We start from the raw sequence: 14305 nt of genomic DNA on the forward strand, positions 1-14305 counted from the left end.
TATTTAAACGTTTAAACCTCGGTCGGGCTGACATGAGCTTTATCGATATTTTTAAAGCTGGCTTTTTCTTGGTCGAATCTCAACTCTACCGCTCCCGTAGGTCCGTTGCGGTGTTTAGCAATAATGACCTGGGCGATATTTTGCTCTTCCGGAGACGGGTTGGCTTTCGTTTTATCCTCGCGATAAAGAAGCAGTACGATATCCGCGTCCTGTTCGATAGAGCCGGACTCCCGAAGGTCGGCCAGGCGGGGGACTTTACTGTCCCGTTGTTCAACGCCGCGAGATAACTGGGACAAAGCCAGAATTGGCACATTTAATTCCCGGCCCAGCGCCTTCAGGTTGCGGGAGATTTCTGTAATTTGGTGGACCATATTATCGGAGTGGGTGCGGGGCTGGATTAACTGCAGATAGTCCACAATCAGCAGACTTAATCCGTGCTCGGCTTGCAGGCGGCGCGCCATTGAGCGCATCTGCAGAATATTCGGAGAAGCAGTGTCGTCAACGAAGATCGGGGCCTTGGAGAGTTTATCCAAAGCTTCCTGGATCAGCTGGAAGTCGGAATCATCCATTTGTTTCCCGGTGCGTAATTTCCAAAGTGACACTTCGGATTCGGCGGAGATCAGACGATCAATAACCTGATCCTTGGACATTTCCAGGGAAAAAATACCCACCGGCTTTTGTTCATGGATACCGACATGGCGGGCGATATCCAAAGCCAGAGAAGTTTTACCCAAAGACGGGCGGGCGCCGAGGATTATCAGGTCGGAATTGCGCAGTCCGGATAATTTCTGGTCTAATCCGTAGAAGCCGGTACTCAAACCACCCAGGATCTTTTCGCCACTGTGCAATTTAGCCATTCGTTCGTAAGCTTTCGGCAGTTCTTCGTGGATTCGGACGAACTTTTGCGGAACGGACCGCTGGGAAATTGAAAAGATTTTTTGCTCAATACTGTCCATCGCCTCCTCAATATCACCTTCCGGATTAAAAGCTTTTTCAGCAATCTCCGCGGAGGCGCGAATCATATCCCGCAAAATCTTTTTTTCTTTTACGATTTGCGCGTAATGAGCAATGTTGGAGGCGGTCGTAACGCCGTCCAGCAGGTTACTTAAATAGGTTGACCCGCCGATTTCTTTTAGAAGCCCCTTTTCTTTTAATTCGTTGGAGACGGTGGAAATATCGATTGGTTGGTGCTTTTCATAAAGACTAAAAATCGCCTCATAGATTTTGGCGTTGCCGGGGTGATAAAAATCAATATGAGACAGCGTATCCGCTACCTGAATAATCGAGCTTTTGTCGATCATCAAAGATCCGAGCACGGAATTTTCCGCCTCGATGCTTTGTGGAGGCAATTTAAGTTGTGATTTTCCCGAGGGCATTTATTTTTTTAGAATCAGCGGACCGACTGGTGTGTCGTCTACTATGTATCCTAGCTCTTCCACTTCTTTCCGCAAGACATCAGCAGGAACAAACTGTTGATTATTTCTTAATAACATTCTTTGCTTCACCAGTCCCCGTATTTTAAAGGGAATATGAGGAAATTTCAGCTCAACTCCGAGCGTCTGCAGTCTCGCCAGGAGCCAATCGGCCACCATCTCCGCTTCTTTTTGGGACAAGCTCCAGATTTCCGGATTAACGGCGTTCACTACACCAAACAAAGCGGCTAAAGCTTCAGGAGTATTGAAGTCGTCGGCCATAGCTGCATGAAAAACAGCTTCGGATTTTTTAAGCAGGGCTGCAATGTCCAGTTTGCCGGATTCTTTTTTTCTAACTAGTCGTAATTTTCCGATGAACTGGCGTAAATTGGAAATAGAATTTTTTGTCTGCTCAGCTAATTTATCGGAGTAATCGAGAGGGGAGCGATAATGATGGCTGACCACCAGATATCGGAAAAGGGTGGGGGAGTGGGTTTTTAAAAAGTCGCGGATAGTGATGAAATTTCCCGCGCTCTTCGCCATCTTGGCGCCGTTTACCAAAAGATGCCCAGCATGCATCCAAAGTTTCACCATCGGTTTTTTACCGGAAGCCGATTCCTGCTGGGCTATCTCCGCTTCGTGATGAGGAAATTTCAAATCGATACCGCCGCCGTGGATGTCATATTGCGGGCCGAAGAAATATTCAGTGATTGCCGTATCTTCAATATGCCAGCCGGGCCTTCCGGATCCCAGAGGGGTTTTCCAGCTCGGCTCTCCCTGCTTCTCGAATTTCCAGAGGCAGAAATCTCCTTTGTTGCGTTTATTTATCGCGTCATCAATTCTGGAAACCGAATCCTCGGCCTGCTCTAGTGTGCGATGGGATAATTTCCCGTAATCCGGAAATTTTGAAATATCAAAATAATATCCTTCGCTTTCAATCTTATAGGCGACTCCTTTATCAATCAAAGCTTGAATCTGTTTAACAATTTGCCTGATGTAGCTGGTAGCTTTAGCGTATTTATTGACCGAATCCACTCGCAGCTCCTTCATATCCTGCTTGTAGGCTTTGGTATAAAAATTAGCGATTGTTTCCGGATATTTTTTCTCTTCCTTGGCGCGGTTGATTATTTTATCATCAATGTCAGTGATGTTTTGTAAATAAAAAACTTTTATCTTTTGCGAGCGCAGATAGCGGATTATGGAATCAAAAGCGGCATAAGTACGGCCGTTGCCGATATGCGCCAAGTCGTAAACGGTCGGCCCGCAGACGAACAGCTTTAATTTACCGCTCTCCGGAATCAGGAGCGGTTTTTTTTCACCGGACAAGGTATCAAAAATTATCACCCTTTTTATTTAAATATTTAAATTTTTAAACATTGCAATATTGCGCTTCGCGCTATAGCCAGCCCTTTCTTCTAAAAGAGACGACCAGCGTGACTAGAATTATACCAATAATTACGAAGATGGCCCAAAAAGTGAGCTGGTGCTCAACAATATATCTTTCAACGAAGTTGATTGAAGCGAGAGATAAAAAGATGGACAAGGGAACGGCCAGAAAAGCGAAGATTGTGAATCGTTGCATTACCGAGTTGGTTTTTGCGTTAAGAAGCTGGCCGTTAGTGGTCTCCAGAGCTTCAATGGTCGCGCGATAATTTTCCACGTGCTGGGTTACCTTAGAATAATCGCCGACCAAATCATCAAAATAGATTCCGAAGTCTTCTCCCCAAAATTTCACTCCGACGTCTCCAAGGGAAGTCAGTAAAATTTCTTGCGGAGCGCTGATGATGCTGTAGTCGAGAACGTCGCGCTTGGCGTAAGAAATCTTTTGCAATAACTGCGTCTCCTTGCCTTTGAAAATCTCTTTTGATATTTCCTGAATGTTGTCTTCCACGTGGCGCAACTGGCGCATTGAGAAGCTGATAATCGCCTGAATTAAATAGTAGCCACAGCGTGCTGTGTCCTGCATCGCCTGATTTTTGAAATTTTGATTATTACTTATAGTCCTCATAAATGTATCAATCGGCTCCAAATCTTCATAATGGATGGTAATAATCTTATTTTTAGTTATCAAGAAATCCACCTCCGCTTTTCTGGAGGTTTTTAAAGATTTATCGTAGATAGGCAGATGATAGGTAAGGAACAAATAATTATTGTAAAATTCAACGCGGGATCGACTGGAAAAATGCAGCAGCTCATCCAAAATGATCGGGTGAAAGTCATGTTGTTTCTTCAAAAAATCAATGTCCGTTTTAGTGGGCTTTAGGATGTCTATCCAGGTAATTTTAGGGGATTTGGTTATCCACATAGGGGCAGCAACTAGCCACTAGCCATTAGCGACTAGCACTACTATAATTATACAATATGGTAATGACTCTGAAGAAACCTCTTTTTTGGATTAGCGTTCTAGCTTTAGTTGGCTTGGGTTTAGTGATGGCGAATTACGCTTTCGGTTTCTGGCCATTCACTTCTCCAAAAATAAAAATCGTCTGGTCTCAAATTGGAGATATTCCCGCCGACTGTGGCAAGGGTTATGTTTTGCAGTCAATTAATCCGCGTATCTGCGTTTCGCTAATCACCGGATCGGTTGCGCCTTCCAGTTCTGCTAGCGGCCCGGGATGCACGGGAAATGTCGGGGCCACCGGTCCGGGGCTCACTTCCGGTACCGCTATCTGTTCCGTGCTCTGCCCAGCAGGCAAAAAACCTCAGATCGTGAAATATACAGGCGTCGGCACGCCGTTCGTATCGTTTGATCAGGCGCAAGGGAAATATATTTGTAACGGTAAACCGACTGTCGGAGCGAGCAGTATTCAGTGCGAATGCCAATAGTTCGGCATGGTATAATAAAAAATATATGAAGTTAATTAAAAAACCTTTGTTTTGGACGAATGTTGTTTCCATTTCAGTAACCGGAGTAATGGTTGCCGGTCTAGCATTCGGCTGGACCAATCCAAAAGAAACTCCTCCGAACGGATCCGGAGAGGTAATCGTTACTTCAGACAGAAAAGTTGGCGTTGGCACTTTGTCGCCGACACAAAAATTAGATATTACCGGTTATCTGGTTGGCCGTTCGGGTTTTTGCTTGGGCAAAGATGATTTGACGGTTGTTCCCAGTCCAACTGCAGTTGATGGCCTATTCTCATTATCCAACACCGTTTCAGTAAGCTCCCACAGCACTACAGATTCACGTGAACGAACTTTTCCATCTTCTCATAGCGTCTCTCTTAGCGCCATGCATGACACTTTATCCAGTGCTGGCTATACGGATAAAAGTACATTGAGGACTGCCAGTGAAAGTGGCGCAGTTACTCTACGTGACGCGGCGACAGAAAGTGGTATTACTACCAGTGTTACTAGCGCGGCGGGTACAGTCAGCACAGTTGCCTATAAGGCCGTTGGTTGTCGCACTACTTGGCCAGCTCCGGGAGTCGGAGTTGAAAAAACAGAAGGCGCGGAAATAGTTTCCGGATCAGGTTTATCAGTTATTAAAACAAAATCGTCAATTGCTACTTTTGGGACCCCAAGCGATCAAATCGTCAATAAAAACCGTTTAGCGAAATTCGCATCAGACAAGCGGGGGCAAGAGACAATCGGAAACGCTAATATTATTGATGATGGATCTACTGTATCGGTCACCAGTAATTTTTCTTTCAGCGGTAAGTTGGTTGGAGGCGCTGTACCGTGGGGCAATCTTTCAGAAATTCCCAAAATAGATTGTGGTGCCGGCAAGGTTTTGCAGGGCATCTTCCCAACAAAATGCGTCACTTTGTCCGCTGGCGCTCCGGCTCCAGCTCCGGCTCCAGCTCCCGGCCCGGCAACCTGCACTTCTTCTATACCCGCTACTGGCCCAGGTCCGACCAGTGGAACAGCAATTTGCGGTCTAACCTGTGCAACCGGAGCAAAAGTTGTCAGCTATATCGGCTCCGGCACTCCATATGCGGCCCTGACCACTCCACCGACCGGATATACCTGTAGTGGGAAATATACCGTTGGACCCAGTAGCATCACCTGTTCTTGCTTATAAAAATATGAAGATTAGAAATTTAGCCAACGTAATCTCTTTTTCAGTAGCGGGCTTAGTGATTGCCGGAGTCGCTTTTGGCTGGACGAATCCAAGCGCTACTCCTCCGGACGTTGGTGGGGCTTTGAAAGTTGATTCAGCAACCGGCAATGTTGGCATTAACTTGGGAACTGCTGCCCCGACCCAAAAATTGGACGTTGGTGGATATGTTAAAGGAAGAACTGGTCTTTGCATTGGAACTGGCGATGTTGTCGGTGTTGATTGCCGAACCTCCTGGCCAACCGGAACCGGCAATGTCAGTGTTGTTGGTAGTGGAACTTCCGGAAAATTAACTAAATTCACCGGAGCAACGACTATTGGCAATTCTAATCTCACTGAAGGCTCTACCGGAAATATCAGTATCGGTGGGACTCCCGGGTCAACTTACAAGCTGGACGTTACCGGGAAGATCAATGGTACAGAGATCTGTATCGCCGGAGTCTGCAAGACCACATGGCCCTCCGGATTAACCGGCAGCGGTACGACCGGAAAAATTCCGAAATGGACAGGAGCCTCCTCTCTGGGAGATTCTTCATTGACTGAATCCGGAGGTATTACGAGCGTTGGCCCGACCAATGATCTTTCTGCCGATGGAAATATCTGGGGTTCGCAATCGAACACGAGCATAGGTCCTAGTGCCGCATATGGAACTCACCCTTGGATTGTTCCTGGTGGAGTTTACGGAGCTGGAACGGGAGGATGGGAATTAAAATGCCCAGATGGTCAATTTATGATTGGTATTACTCAAACAGTTAACAGCTCCAATTATCCTGGAGCTAAGATTCTCTGCGCCAAGCTCTAACCTGATATTTGCATAGGTTTTGACAGCCGGCTTTTAATTTCTTATAATATTGGCCATGGCTACTATAGAGGTTCCCCAAGAAGGAGAATTAGAAAAATTAATCAAAGAAAAAGAGGAGTACTTGAATGGCTGGAAAAGAGCAAAGGCTGACCTGATAAATTATCAAAAGGATGAATCTGTGCGGGCCCAGGAATTTATGAAGATTGCCAATACGGCCATACTCCTTGATTTGATACCAATTTTAGACAGCTTCGATCTCGCAATGGCCGCTTCCCAATCTGATAAAAGCGCCGCGGTAATAAAATCTCAATTTGAGGAAGTTTTAAAAAGATATGGAGTAGAGAAAATATCTATTGAGCTTGGAAAGCCATTGGATACCAAAAGCCAGGAATCGGTAGGGGAGATGGAATCTAGTCACCCGCCGGGATCGGTAGCAGAGGAGGTAAGTAAGGGGTATGTAATGAATGGGAGGGTGATTCGTCCGGCAAAGGTTAAGGTCGCAAAATAACATTTAAACAATTAGATATAAAAATATGGGGAAAATAATCGGCATAGATTTAGGCACTACCTATTCTGAAATAGCGATTACGGAAGCAGGTATACCGAAAATTCTAGAAAACGCGGAAGGTATGCGCACCACGCCTTCAATGGTCGCGGTGAATAAAACTAATGAGCGATTGGCCGGACTTTTGGCTAAGCGGCAGGCGATTACTAACCCAAAGAACACTATTTTTTCGGTAAAGCGTTTAATCGGCCGGAAATTTAGTGACGCAGAAGTTCAGAACGATAAAAAATGGTTGCCTTATGAAATAAAGGAATCGGCAACTGGAGGCGTTGAGGTGAAGATGGGTGAAGATTGGTATAAGCCGGAAGAAATTTCCGCTATGGTTTTAGCTAAATTGAAAGCTGACGCTGAAGCAAAACTGGGAGAAAAAATAGATGGAGCGGTTATTACCGTACCTGCATATTTTGATGACAGCCAACGTCAGGCCACTAAAAACGCCGGTGAAATTGCCGGTTTTAAAGTAGAAAGAATCCTCAATGAGCCAACTGCGGCGGCGCTTGCGTATGGTTTGAATAAAAAGAAAGACGAAAAGATTGTTGTCTATGATTTTGGTGGAGGAACTTTTGACGTATCTGTGCTGGAAGTAGGGGAGGATAATGGCCAGATTACTGTAGAAGTTAAGGCCACCGGCGGAGATACCCACCTTGGAGGTGATGACTTTGATAAGAGAATTATTGAGTATTTAGTTAATGAATATAAAAAGCTTGAAGGAGTGGATCTTTCTAAAGATGCGCTCGCCATTCAGCGCTTAAAAGAAGCGGCGGAGCGCGCCAAGCATGAGCTATCGGTATCTTTTGAGACTGAAATAAATTTACCCTACGTTACCTCTGATGCTTCCGGACCGCGTCATTTCCTGATGAAATTTAGCCGAACCAAACTCGAAGAGTTAGTGAGAGGATTAATTGATACTTCAATTTCAATTCTGGATAAAACCATTAAGGAGGCGGGGTATACTACGGCCAATATAAACGAGATAGTGCTGGTTGGCGGCCAGACTAGAATGCCCGCAATGCAGGAGGCAGTGAAAAAGTACTTTGGCCGTGAGCCGCATAAAGAATTAAATCCTGACGAAGTAGTGGCGCTTGGCGCTGCGGTGCAGGCGGAAAATCTATCTGCGAAAGCTGAAGGCCGGACTTCTGAAGGCTCCGTGAAAGACATTCTTTTGCTCGACGTTACACCACTTTCTCTTGGTATTGAAACGCTCGGCGGAGTTTTCACTAAACTTATTGATAAAAACACTACCGTTCCAACCACTAAAGCGCAGGTATTCTCTACCGCTGCGGATAATCAGCCATCCGTGGAAATTCACGTTTTGCAGGGAGAGCGCGAAATCGCTTCGGGAAATAAAACCTTGGCCAGATTTATGCTGGATGGAATCCCTCCGGCTCCTCGAGGAACCCCGCAGGTTGAAGTTAGCTTTGACATTGACGCTAATGGAATCGTGAGTGTTTCTGCAAAAGACAAAGCTAGCGGTAAAACCCAAACTGTTCGTATTGAAGCGAATACCAGCTTATCCAAAGAGGAAATCGAAAAACTGAAGGCGGAGGCGGTGCAATATGCCGCTGAAGACCGGCAGAAAAAAGAATTAGCAGAAGCAAAAAATAATGCGGAGCATCTGATTTATGCTTCGGAAAAGGCTCTTAAAGACGGCGGCGAAAAAGTTCCGGCAGATGTTAAAGAGGCAATCACTAAAAAAATTGAGGCTGTGAAAGCGGTCAAAGATGGGCAGGATGCCGCTATGATCAAAACTGCTTCCGATGCTCTTTCCGTTGAAATTCAGAAAATCGGTCAGGCAATGTATGGCAACCCGCCTAAAGAACCAGAGGCTAAGTAGGGATAATGTATAATTAACTCATAGCTCGCAATGCACAATAACTTCTCAGTTAAGGTGCTCTTTATAACCTCTTTACCGGTCGTATCGGCGTTTTTGTTTGGTGTTTTCTTCAAAAACTTCATTAGTTCCGCCCATTTGGGTATTTTTGTAGTCGCGATAGTAATGGGTTTGGTATTTCTGGCTGCTGTAATTGTATTCAACATTCTAGAGGGAGATTGGGTGATTTCCTCCGTGAGTTCCGGCTTATCGGCAGCAGCAATGACTGTGTCGTTTTTGGGTAGCGCCTCAATGATTCTTTTCTCCGGCACCCTAATCGCTTTCTGTTTGATATTTTTCTCAAACCGGCGAACTCAATTCTCTGTGCAAAATAATCTGAAAGTTAAGTTTTGGGGAATGGCGAGTACATCGGCAAGTTTTGCCTCATCCGGAATTTCTATTTTTGCTATCTTGGCCTATCTGTCATTATTTAATTTTTCCGATCCGGCCTCGCTAAAAAAGACTTTGGAGGTAGCAATTAAACCGATGGAGCCGATTTTTTCCAGCTACATACCCGGTTTTACTATCCGCCACACCATCACACAGATTGCCGCCAGTCTTTTACCCGATGATTTAAAACTCGCCCCAGCAGAAATAAAGAGTCAGGTGATTCAGCAGGCCTCTGATCGGCTGATGGTTATCTTGGGAAATTACATTAAAATACCGGTTTCCGGCGGAGATAAGGTTATTGATATAGTTTATAAGGCTACGCTGGGGAAAATATTAAATTATTCCCCACTGGTGAGAAACTTAATTTTGGTAGCAGCGGGATTCATTATTTTCCTACTTTTGAAATTTATTTTGATTTTTGTTAATTGGCTGGCGATTGCTTTGGCGTATGGAATTTATAGCTTGCTACTTAGTTTAAAATTTTTCGAAATTCAATTGCAGAGTATAGATAAAGAAGTTATAGTTATCAAATAAAATGAAGGATTATTACAAGATTTTGGGAGTTGAGCGGGGCGCCACCGAGGACGACATCAAGAAAGCCTACCGAAAGCTGGCCCATCAATACCATCCGGATAAATCCGGAGGCAGCGCCGACAAATTTAAAGAAATAAATGAGGCTTATCAAATACTGTCCAACAAGGAGAAGAAGGAGCAATTTGATCGCTTTGGCCGGGTTCACGATGGGCAAACGGGTGGCTCTCCGTTTGGAAATGGCTCACCCTTTGGCAGTAATTTTGAGTTCGGCTTTGGTTTTGACCCGAGCAATATTGATGATATGGGTAATGTCAGTGAAATATTTGAGGCCTTCTTTGAAGGAATGGGTGTGAAAAAACGTAATAATTACCGACGAGGCTCTGATGTAGAATTTATCCAAGAACTTACCCTCGAAGAAGCTTTTCGAGGCACGGAAAAGCTAATTAGAACTAAGATATACTCCGTCTGTGAGGCCTGCACCGGCATCGGCTATGACAAAACTGCCGGCACGACCGAATGCGCTACTTGCAGTGGCCGGGGCGAGATAAAAGAAAGCCGGAATACTTTTTTCGGTAATTTTGCGCAGGTAAAAACTTGCCCGAAATGTGTAGGTTCAGGGCAGGTGCCAAATAAGCCTTGCGATAAATGCGGGAATGCCGGTCGTGTCCTTTCCAGTCGGGAAATTACCGTAGAGATTACTCCGGGAGTCAGTGATGACCAATTGATTAAGATTACTAAGGCTGGTGAAGCGGGAGAGCGCGGCGCAGAGGCTGGTGATTTGTATGTACGGATAAGAATTGCGCCGCATAAAATTTTTGAGCGTCGGGGCGACGACTTGGTTACTAAGAAGCAGGTTGATCTGGTGAACGTCCTGCTTGGCGAGAAGATTGAAATTTTCACTATTGGCGGAAATAAACTCCATGTTGAAATCCCCGCGGGAATTAGTTTGAAAGATAAAATGCGTATTCCGGGAGAAGGAATGAATCGTTTTGGTGGCCGTGGCCGAGGAGATTTGTATGTGGAGTGGGATATTAAAACTCCAAAAAAAGTAAGCTCGAAAGTTAAAAAGCTTCTCGAGGAATTGAAAGACGAACTGAACTAACTCCGCTGGCTAAACCCTGCCTACGGCAGGCAGACCTAGTCGCTATTTTTGAACACTCTAGCTGTTTTCAAATACCAAGCAGCCACGTTATCGAATCGATTCGAAGAATAAGCAATAGGGTCCTCGGCGAAACCGCCTAGTTTTTTTGACACCGCGTAAATGTAATCGGGGGAGTAGAGGAACACTGCGGCTTTTGCCTCATAAATAGTTTTTTGAATCTTGGACATATTTTGATTACGGATGGATTCATCCAGGGCTTGCCTGGTATTTTCTAATAAAGTATCAACGGCTTTATCGTTGAGCAATGAAAGATTCAGGCCCGGATCAAAACGCTGCGATGAATGCCAGAAAGAAAAAATGTCGGGAGTTTTATTTAAAGTGTTGCCGAATAGAATCATTTGGTAGTTTCTCGGCTTGATTATGCCGTTGATGATATCGGCCGATTTCAAAACTGCAGGATTAATTTTAACTCCAATTTTCGCCCAAGACTCTTTTAGGGCATTGGCGGTTTCCACCAAAAAACGGGCTTCGGGTAAAACTAAATCAAATTCCAAAATCACTTTGCTTTTTTGAATCAGCTTTTCCCGGATTCCTTTATCGTTTAACTTCCAGCCGGCCTTTTCCAAAGCCTGATTGGCCTTTTCTATCGAAAATTCCTGGCTGGAATATACGGATGCATCATATCCGGAAACACTTGATGGAATGGGTCCATAAGCGACGGTTCCATATCCACCCAAAACTTCAGACACCAAGCTTTGATTATCGGTGGCTAGGCTAAGAGCGTTACGGACGTCTTTTTCTTTCAAAGAAAGCCCGGTATTCGGGTTCAAGAAAACCGCGTAATATCTGGAACGAGATGGAGAAAATACACTATGGCCAATTTTTATTCCGTTTAGGTCGTCTATTTCTAATCCGCCGATGCCATCAATACCCTTTATATTGAAAGCCTTTAATGCATCTTCTTTGTTGGGAAAAAATTTAACTGTGAAATTTTTAATGAAAGGTTTTGTGAGAGAATAATTTTTGTTGGCAATTAAGTTGTATTGCTCAATAAAGCCATCAGGCCGTTTTTCGTAATTAACGAATTTATAGGGACCGCTTCCGATCGGCTTCAAACCATATTCGGATAAGCGAAAATTTTGCGGAGGAATGCCGTCGTATATATGTTTAGGCGCAATCCTCAAATTTTTCATGTTCTCCAAGAAGAAGGCGTAGGTATTTTTTAAAGACAGATGTAACTCCAGTTCACTAACCCTTTCTATGGTCACGCCCTGCCATGTCGCAAAAAGAGGGGATCGGGCCTCCGGATCCTGCACCATATTGATAGTGAAAATCACGTCGTCGCTGGTCAGCGGGGCGCCATCGCTCCATTTTAAGTCAGGTCGCAAAGTGACCGTCCAGTTTTTCTGGTCGGTATCCGCTTCGCGTTTTTCGGAAATATCATAGAGGCTGGCGAAAAGTAGAGTAATCAGGTCGCGGTCGGCCTCATTGTCTCCCGAGATTAAAGGATTAATAGCGACCGGCTGACCGATAACACCTTCAACATAATTCCCGCCCTCTACCGGCTGGGCATCGGTATTTTGGTAATACCAAACCAGACTGAATGCGATTGAAGCTACGGCAAAAACCATCAAAGCTCCGCCGAAGAGTTTTTGCTCTGCGCCAGAAAAAGACCGCCAGATTTTTAAAAGCTTATAAAACAAGGTTTAAGAGAGCGAGACCTGCAAAGGCAAAAGCCACCACGATAGTTAAGCCAAAAATTGCTTTTTCGAATCCACGGCGGGTTTGATAAAAGCCGCCGTCACTACCTCCGAAAATACCTAAGCCACCAGTGGAAGAGCGCTCTTGAAGTAGAATCAAGATGATTAATATAACCGAAACTAATATTTGAGCTAATGTCATTATATTCATAGTTTATTTGAAAGCTTTAGCTCCATAGGAGATAGTCGCGTTCACCGCTCCAATCACTATAGTCGCCAAAACCAAAGGTATTAATCCACTTATTGTAAGCCCCGAAGAGAAAATGTCAACCAAATAGATAAGGGCGCCGTTCAGCACAAAACCTAAGATTCCCATCGTTAGCCAGATTAGAGGTTTGAGCATAAAGCGCAAAATGGGTAGGACGAACGAGTTAGCGAGGGTCAAAAGGACTACGACGATCGCGATTCCCATCCAATCATCGGTAACCGCGAACCCCGAGATTAAGTACTCCGCCGCCAATAAAGCCGCTAAGTTAGAACCGAGGCTAATTAATATGCTAATCATTACTTTATTATACCATCCCACTTAATTTATATCAGGCTGGTACGCGTAGCAAACATTGCCTTGCTGCGAACCTGGCGGTGATAGCGGATCACGAAGTTGTGAGTTTGATGAATAGCGCGCTCGATCAACTCTTGAAGTTCTTTTGGCGCTTCGGCCATGCCGATTACTTTGCGATGAGGTTTGGCGTACGAAACAAGTCGTATGTCGTCAGTCGTGTGTCGTTTGTGGAATTCGTCCAGTACTCGTTTCGCCGCCCGATATTGGGTAATACCGCCATCGATCACGATCAGATCGGGATATGGCCATTCGGGATGATTTAAGCGGCGCCCCAAAACCTCACTAATCATCCTCGGGTCGTCACGAGTAGGCGCTGATTTTATCTTAAATTTCCGGTAAGAGTTTTTATCCGACATCCAAACGCCATCTCGTTTTACCAATACCGTCATCGCTCCTACCGCTTCTTTCCCGGCAAAGTTTGAGTTGTCGTAGCATTCTATTTTTTGGATATCCAACTCCGAGGGTTTAACGGTATAAGTATTCAAAAATTCTTTGTGCTCAAAGATTCTTTCCAATGCCCAGCGCTCCTTTTCGTCTTTAAGCGATGCCATAAGCTTTTTGCCCGTGCCATTTAAAACCATTTTTATCGCCCGGATATTCTTCTGATATTGTTTTCTATTCGCAATATTACTTTTCCAGATTCGCATTACCTGCCTGCCGGCAGGCAGGTTGGCGATTACTCCATCTTTTTTGCAGCAAAAACCGAAGCATTTTCCGATTTGCGCGTTTAAGCAGTCGCGGAAATGAAGTTGGAAGCAAGAGCAGTAGGGGAATGAGCGGCGAAGTAATTTTAAAACAATCCGCAGGGCGCCACCGTCGGTGAAGGGGCCGATCCGTGCACGACTAACGACTAACGACGAACGACGATGAAGATTTTCATGCCCAACGACGATTTTCGGGAAGGTGTCCTTTGTAAAGTGGACATAAGAATAAGTCTTGTCGTCCATCCACAAAACGTTGTATTTCGGCTTTAAAGATTTAATCAGCCGCGATTCTTCTATCAGGGCTTCGATGTCGGAGCGTAAAACCGTGTATTCCAAATGATCCGCTTCTTCGTGAAGGGACTGGGTTTTCAGGTCGGTAATCTTCAAATACGATTTAAGCCTATTTTTGAGATTAGCCGCCTTTCCTATATATAGGACTGCATTGCCCTGATAGAAGGTATAAACTCCTGGTTCGGTGGGTGAGTTTTTAATTTTTTGGATAATTGACTGGTGCATATTGCGCTGGTATTATAGCCGAAGCTCTCTA

At 44.8% G+C, this 14305-nt stretch carries 14 protein-coding genes; 7 read left to right on the plus strand and 7 right to left on the minus strand.

What is annotated here, in order from left to right; genetic code table 11:
• Nucleotides 1-11 precede the first annotated feature (11 nt).
• From dnaB to Q7S83_00640, 3 genes are read right to left on the minus strand one after another with little or no spacing between them, the layout of a single operon-like run.
• On the minus strand, nt 12-1376 hold the full coding sequence (gene dnaB / locus Q7S83_00630; GenBank protein MDO8466630.1) for a replicative DNA helicase: 1365 nt from the start codon (nt 1374-1376) through the stop codon (nt 12-14).
• A complete protein-coding gene (gene cysS / locus Q7S83_00635) occupies nt 1377-2756 on the minus strand; it encodes a cysteine--tRNA ligase (GenBank protein MDO8466631.1) in 1380 nt (459 codons plus the stop codon).
• Between the two features lie 52 nt (nt 2757-2808).
• The gene (locus tag Q7S83_00640) at nt 2809-3717 is read right to left on the minus strand and encodes a CorA family divalent cation transporter (GenBank protein MDO8466632.1); all 909 of its coding nucleotides are present in this window, start codon (nt 3715-3717) and stop codon (nt 2809-2811) included.
• Between the two features lie 56 nt (nt 3718-3773).
• Between Q7S83_00640 and Q7S83_00645 the strand changes: the two genes are divergently transcribed.
• Genes Q7S83_00645 through Q7S83_00675 form a run of 7 tightly spaced genes read left to right on the plus strand, consistent with a single transcriptional unit; the run spans nt 3774 to nt 10732 of the window.
• Nucleotides 3774-4238 carry a hypothetical protein gene (locus Q7S83_00645; GenBank protein ID MDO8466633.1) on the plus strand — a complete coding sequence of 155 codons (465 nt, stop codon included), beginning with the start codon at nt 3774-3776 and terminating at the stop codon, nt 4236-4238.
• 25 nt (nt 4239-4263) lie between these two features.
• Complete coding sequence (locus Q7S83_00650; GenBank protein MDO8466634.1) at nt 4264-5433, plus strand: hypothetical protein; 1170 nt, start codon at nt 4264-4266, stop codon at nt 5431-5433.
• Nucleotides 5434-5437: 4 nt separating this feature from the next.
• A complete protein-coding gene (locus Q7S83_00655) occupies nt 5438-6271 on the plus strand; it encodes a hypothetical protein (protein ID MDO8466635.1) in 834 nt (277 codons plus the stop codon).
• 55 nt (nt 6272-6326) lie between these two features.
• Nucleotides 6327-6779: a nucleotide exchange factor GrpE gene (locus Q7S83_00660; protein MDO8466636.1), complete on the plus strand. Its 453-nt coding sequence runs from the start codon at nt 6327-6329 to the stop codon at nt 6777-6779.
• Between the two features lie 25 nt (nt 6780-6804).
• Nucleotides 6805-8670: a molecular chaperone DnaK gene (dnaK, locus tag Q7S83_00665; protein ID MDO8466637.1), complete on the plus strand. Its 1866-nt coding sequence runs from the start codon at nt 6805-6807 to the stop codon at nt 8668-8670.
• Nucleotides 8671-8700: 30 nt separating this feature from the next.
• Nucleotides 8701-9630 (plus strand): hypothetical protein, encoded by a 930-nt coding sequence (locus Q7S83_00670; protein ID MDO8466638.1) that lies wholly within the window; start codon nt 8701-8703, stop codon nt 9628-9630.
• 1 nt (nt 9631) lies between these two features.
• Complete coding sequence (locus Q7S83_00675) at nt 9632-10732, plus strand: DnaJ C-terminal domain-containing protein (GenBank protein MDO8466639.1); 1101 nt, start codon at nt 9632-9634, stop codon at nt 10730-10732.
• 35 nt (nt 10733-10767) lie between these two features.
• Here Q7S83_00675 and Q7S83_00680 read toward each other — a convergent pair whose 3' ends face one another.
• The 4 genes from Q7S83_00680 to Q7S83_00695 are packed head-to-tail and all read right to left on the minus strand — an operon-like array spanning nt 10768 to nt 14274.
• Nucleotides 10768-12435: a peptide ABC transporter substrate-binding protein gene (locus Q7S83_00680; protein MDO8466640.1), complete on the minus strand. Its 1668-nt coding sequence runs from the start codon at nt 12433-12435 to the stop codon at nt 10768-10770.
• Nucleotides 12425-12634 (minus strand): preprotein translocase subunit SecG, encoded by a 210-nt coding sequence (secG, locus tag Q7S83_00685; GenBank protein ID MDO8466641.1) that lies wholly within the window; start codon nt 12632-12634, stop codon nt 12425-12427. The genes Q7S83_00680 and secG overlap by 11 nt, the downstream gene beginning before the upstream one ends.
• Nucleotides 12635-12646: 12 nt before the next feature.
• The gene (locus tag Q7S83_00690; protein ID MDO8466642.1) at nt 12647-12997 is read right to left on the minus strand and encodes a phage holin family protein; all 351 of its coding nucleotides are present in this window, start codon (nt 12995-12997) and stop codon (nt 12647-12649) included.
• Nucleotides 12998-13023: 26 nt separating this feature from the next.
• A complete protein-coding gene (locus Q7S83_00695; GenBank protein ID MDO8466643.1) occupies nt 13024-14274 on the minus strand; it encodes a GIY-YIG nuclease family protein in 1251 nt (416 codons plus the stop codon).
• Between the last annotated feature and the right edge of the window lie 31 nt (nt 14275-14305).

This window comes from bacterium (genome assembly GCA_030646995.1).
Classification (GTDB): domain Bacteria; phylum Patescibacteriota; class Minisyncoccia; order UBA6257; family WO2-44-18; genus JAUSKF01.

Excerpts from the sequence above, each read along its gene's own strand:
- dnaB (MDO8466630.1), bottom strand. The coding sequence starts at position 1,376 with ATGCCCTCGGGAAAATCACAACTTAAATTGCCTCCACAAAGCATCGAG.
- Q7S83_00640 (MDO8466632.1), bottom strand. The coding sequence starts at position 3,717 with ATGTGGATAACCAAATCCCCTAAAATTACCTGGATAGACATCCTAAAG.
- Q7S83_00645 (MDO8466633.1), top strand. The coding sequence starts at position 3,774 with ATGGTAATGACTCTGAAGAAACCTCTTTTTTGGATTAGCGTTCTAGCT.
- Q7S83_00650 (MDO8466634.1), top strand. The coding sequence starts at position 4,264 with ATGAAGTTAATTAAAAAACCTTTGTTTTGGACGAATGTTGTTTCCATT.
- Q7S83_00655 (MDO8466635.1), top strand. The coding sequence starts at position 5,438 with ATGAAGATTAGAAATTTAGCCAACGTAATCTCTTTTTCAGTAGCGGGC.
- Q7S83_00660 (MDO8466636.1), top strand. The coding sequence starts at position 6,327 with ATGGCTACTATAGAGGTTCCCCAAGAAGGAGAATTAGAAAAATTAATC.
- dnaK (MDO8466637.1), top strand. The coding sequence starts at position 6,805 with ATGGGGAAAATAATCGGCATAGATTTAGGCACTACCTATTCTGAAATA.
- Q7S83_00670 (MDO8466638.1), top strand. The coding sequence starts at position 8,701 with ATGCACAATAACTTCTCAGTTAAGGTGCTCTTTATAACCTCTTTACCG.
- Q7S83_00675 (MDO8466639.1), top strand. The coding sequence starts at position 9,632 with ATGAAGGATTATTACAAGATTTTGGGAGTTGAGCGGGGCGCCACCGAG.
- secG (MDO8466641.1), bottom strand. The coding sequence starts at position 12,634 with ATGACATTAGCTCAAATATTAGTTTCGGTTATATTAATCATCTTGATT.
- Q7S83_00690 (MDO8466642.1), bottom strand. The coding sequence starts at position 12,997 with ATGATTAGCATATTAATTAGCCTCGGTTCTAACTTAGCGGCTTTATTG.
- Q7S83_00695 (MDO8466643.1), bottom strand. The coding sequence starts at position 14,274 with ATGCACCAGTCAATTATCCAAAAAATTAAAAACTCACCCACCGAACCA.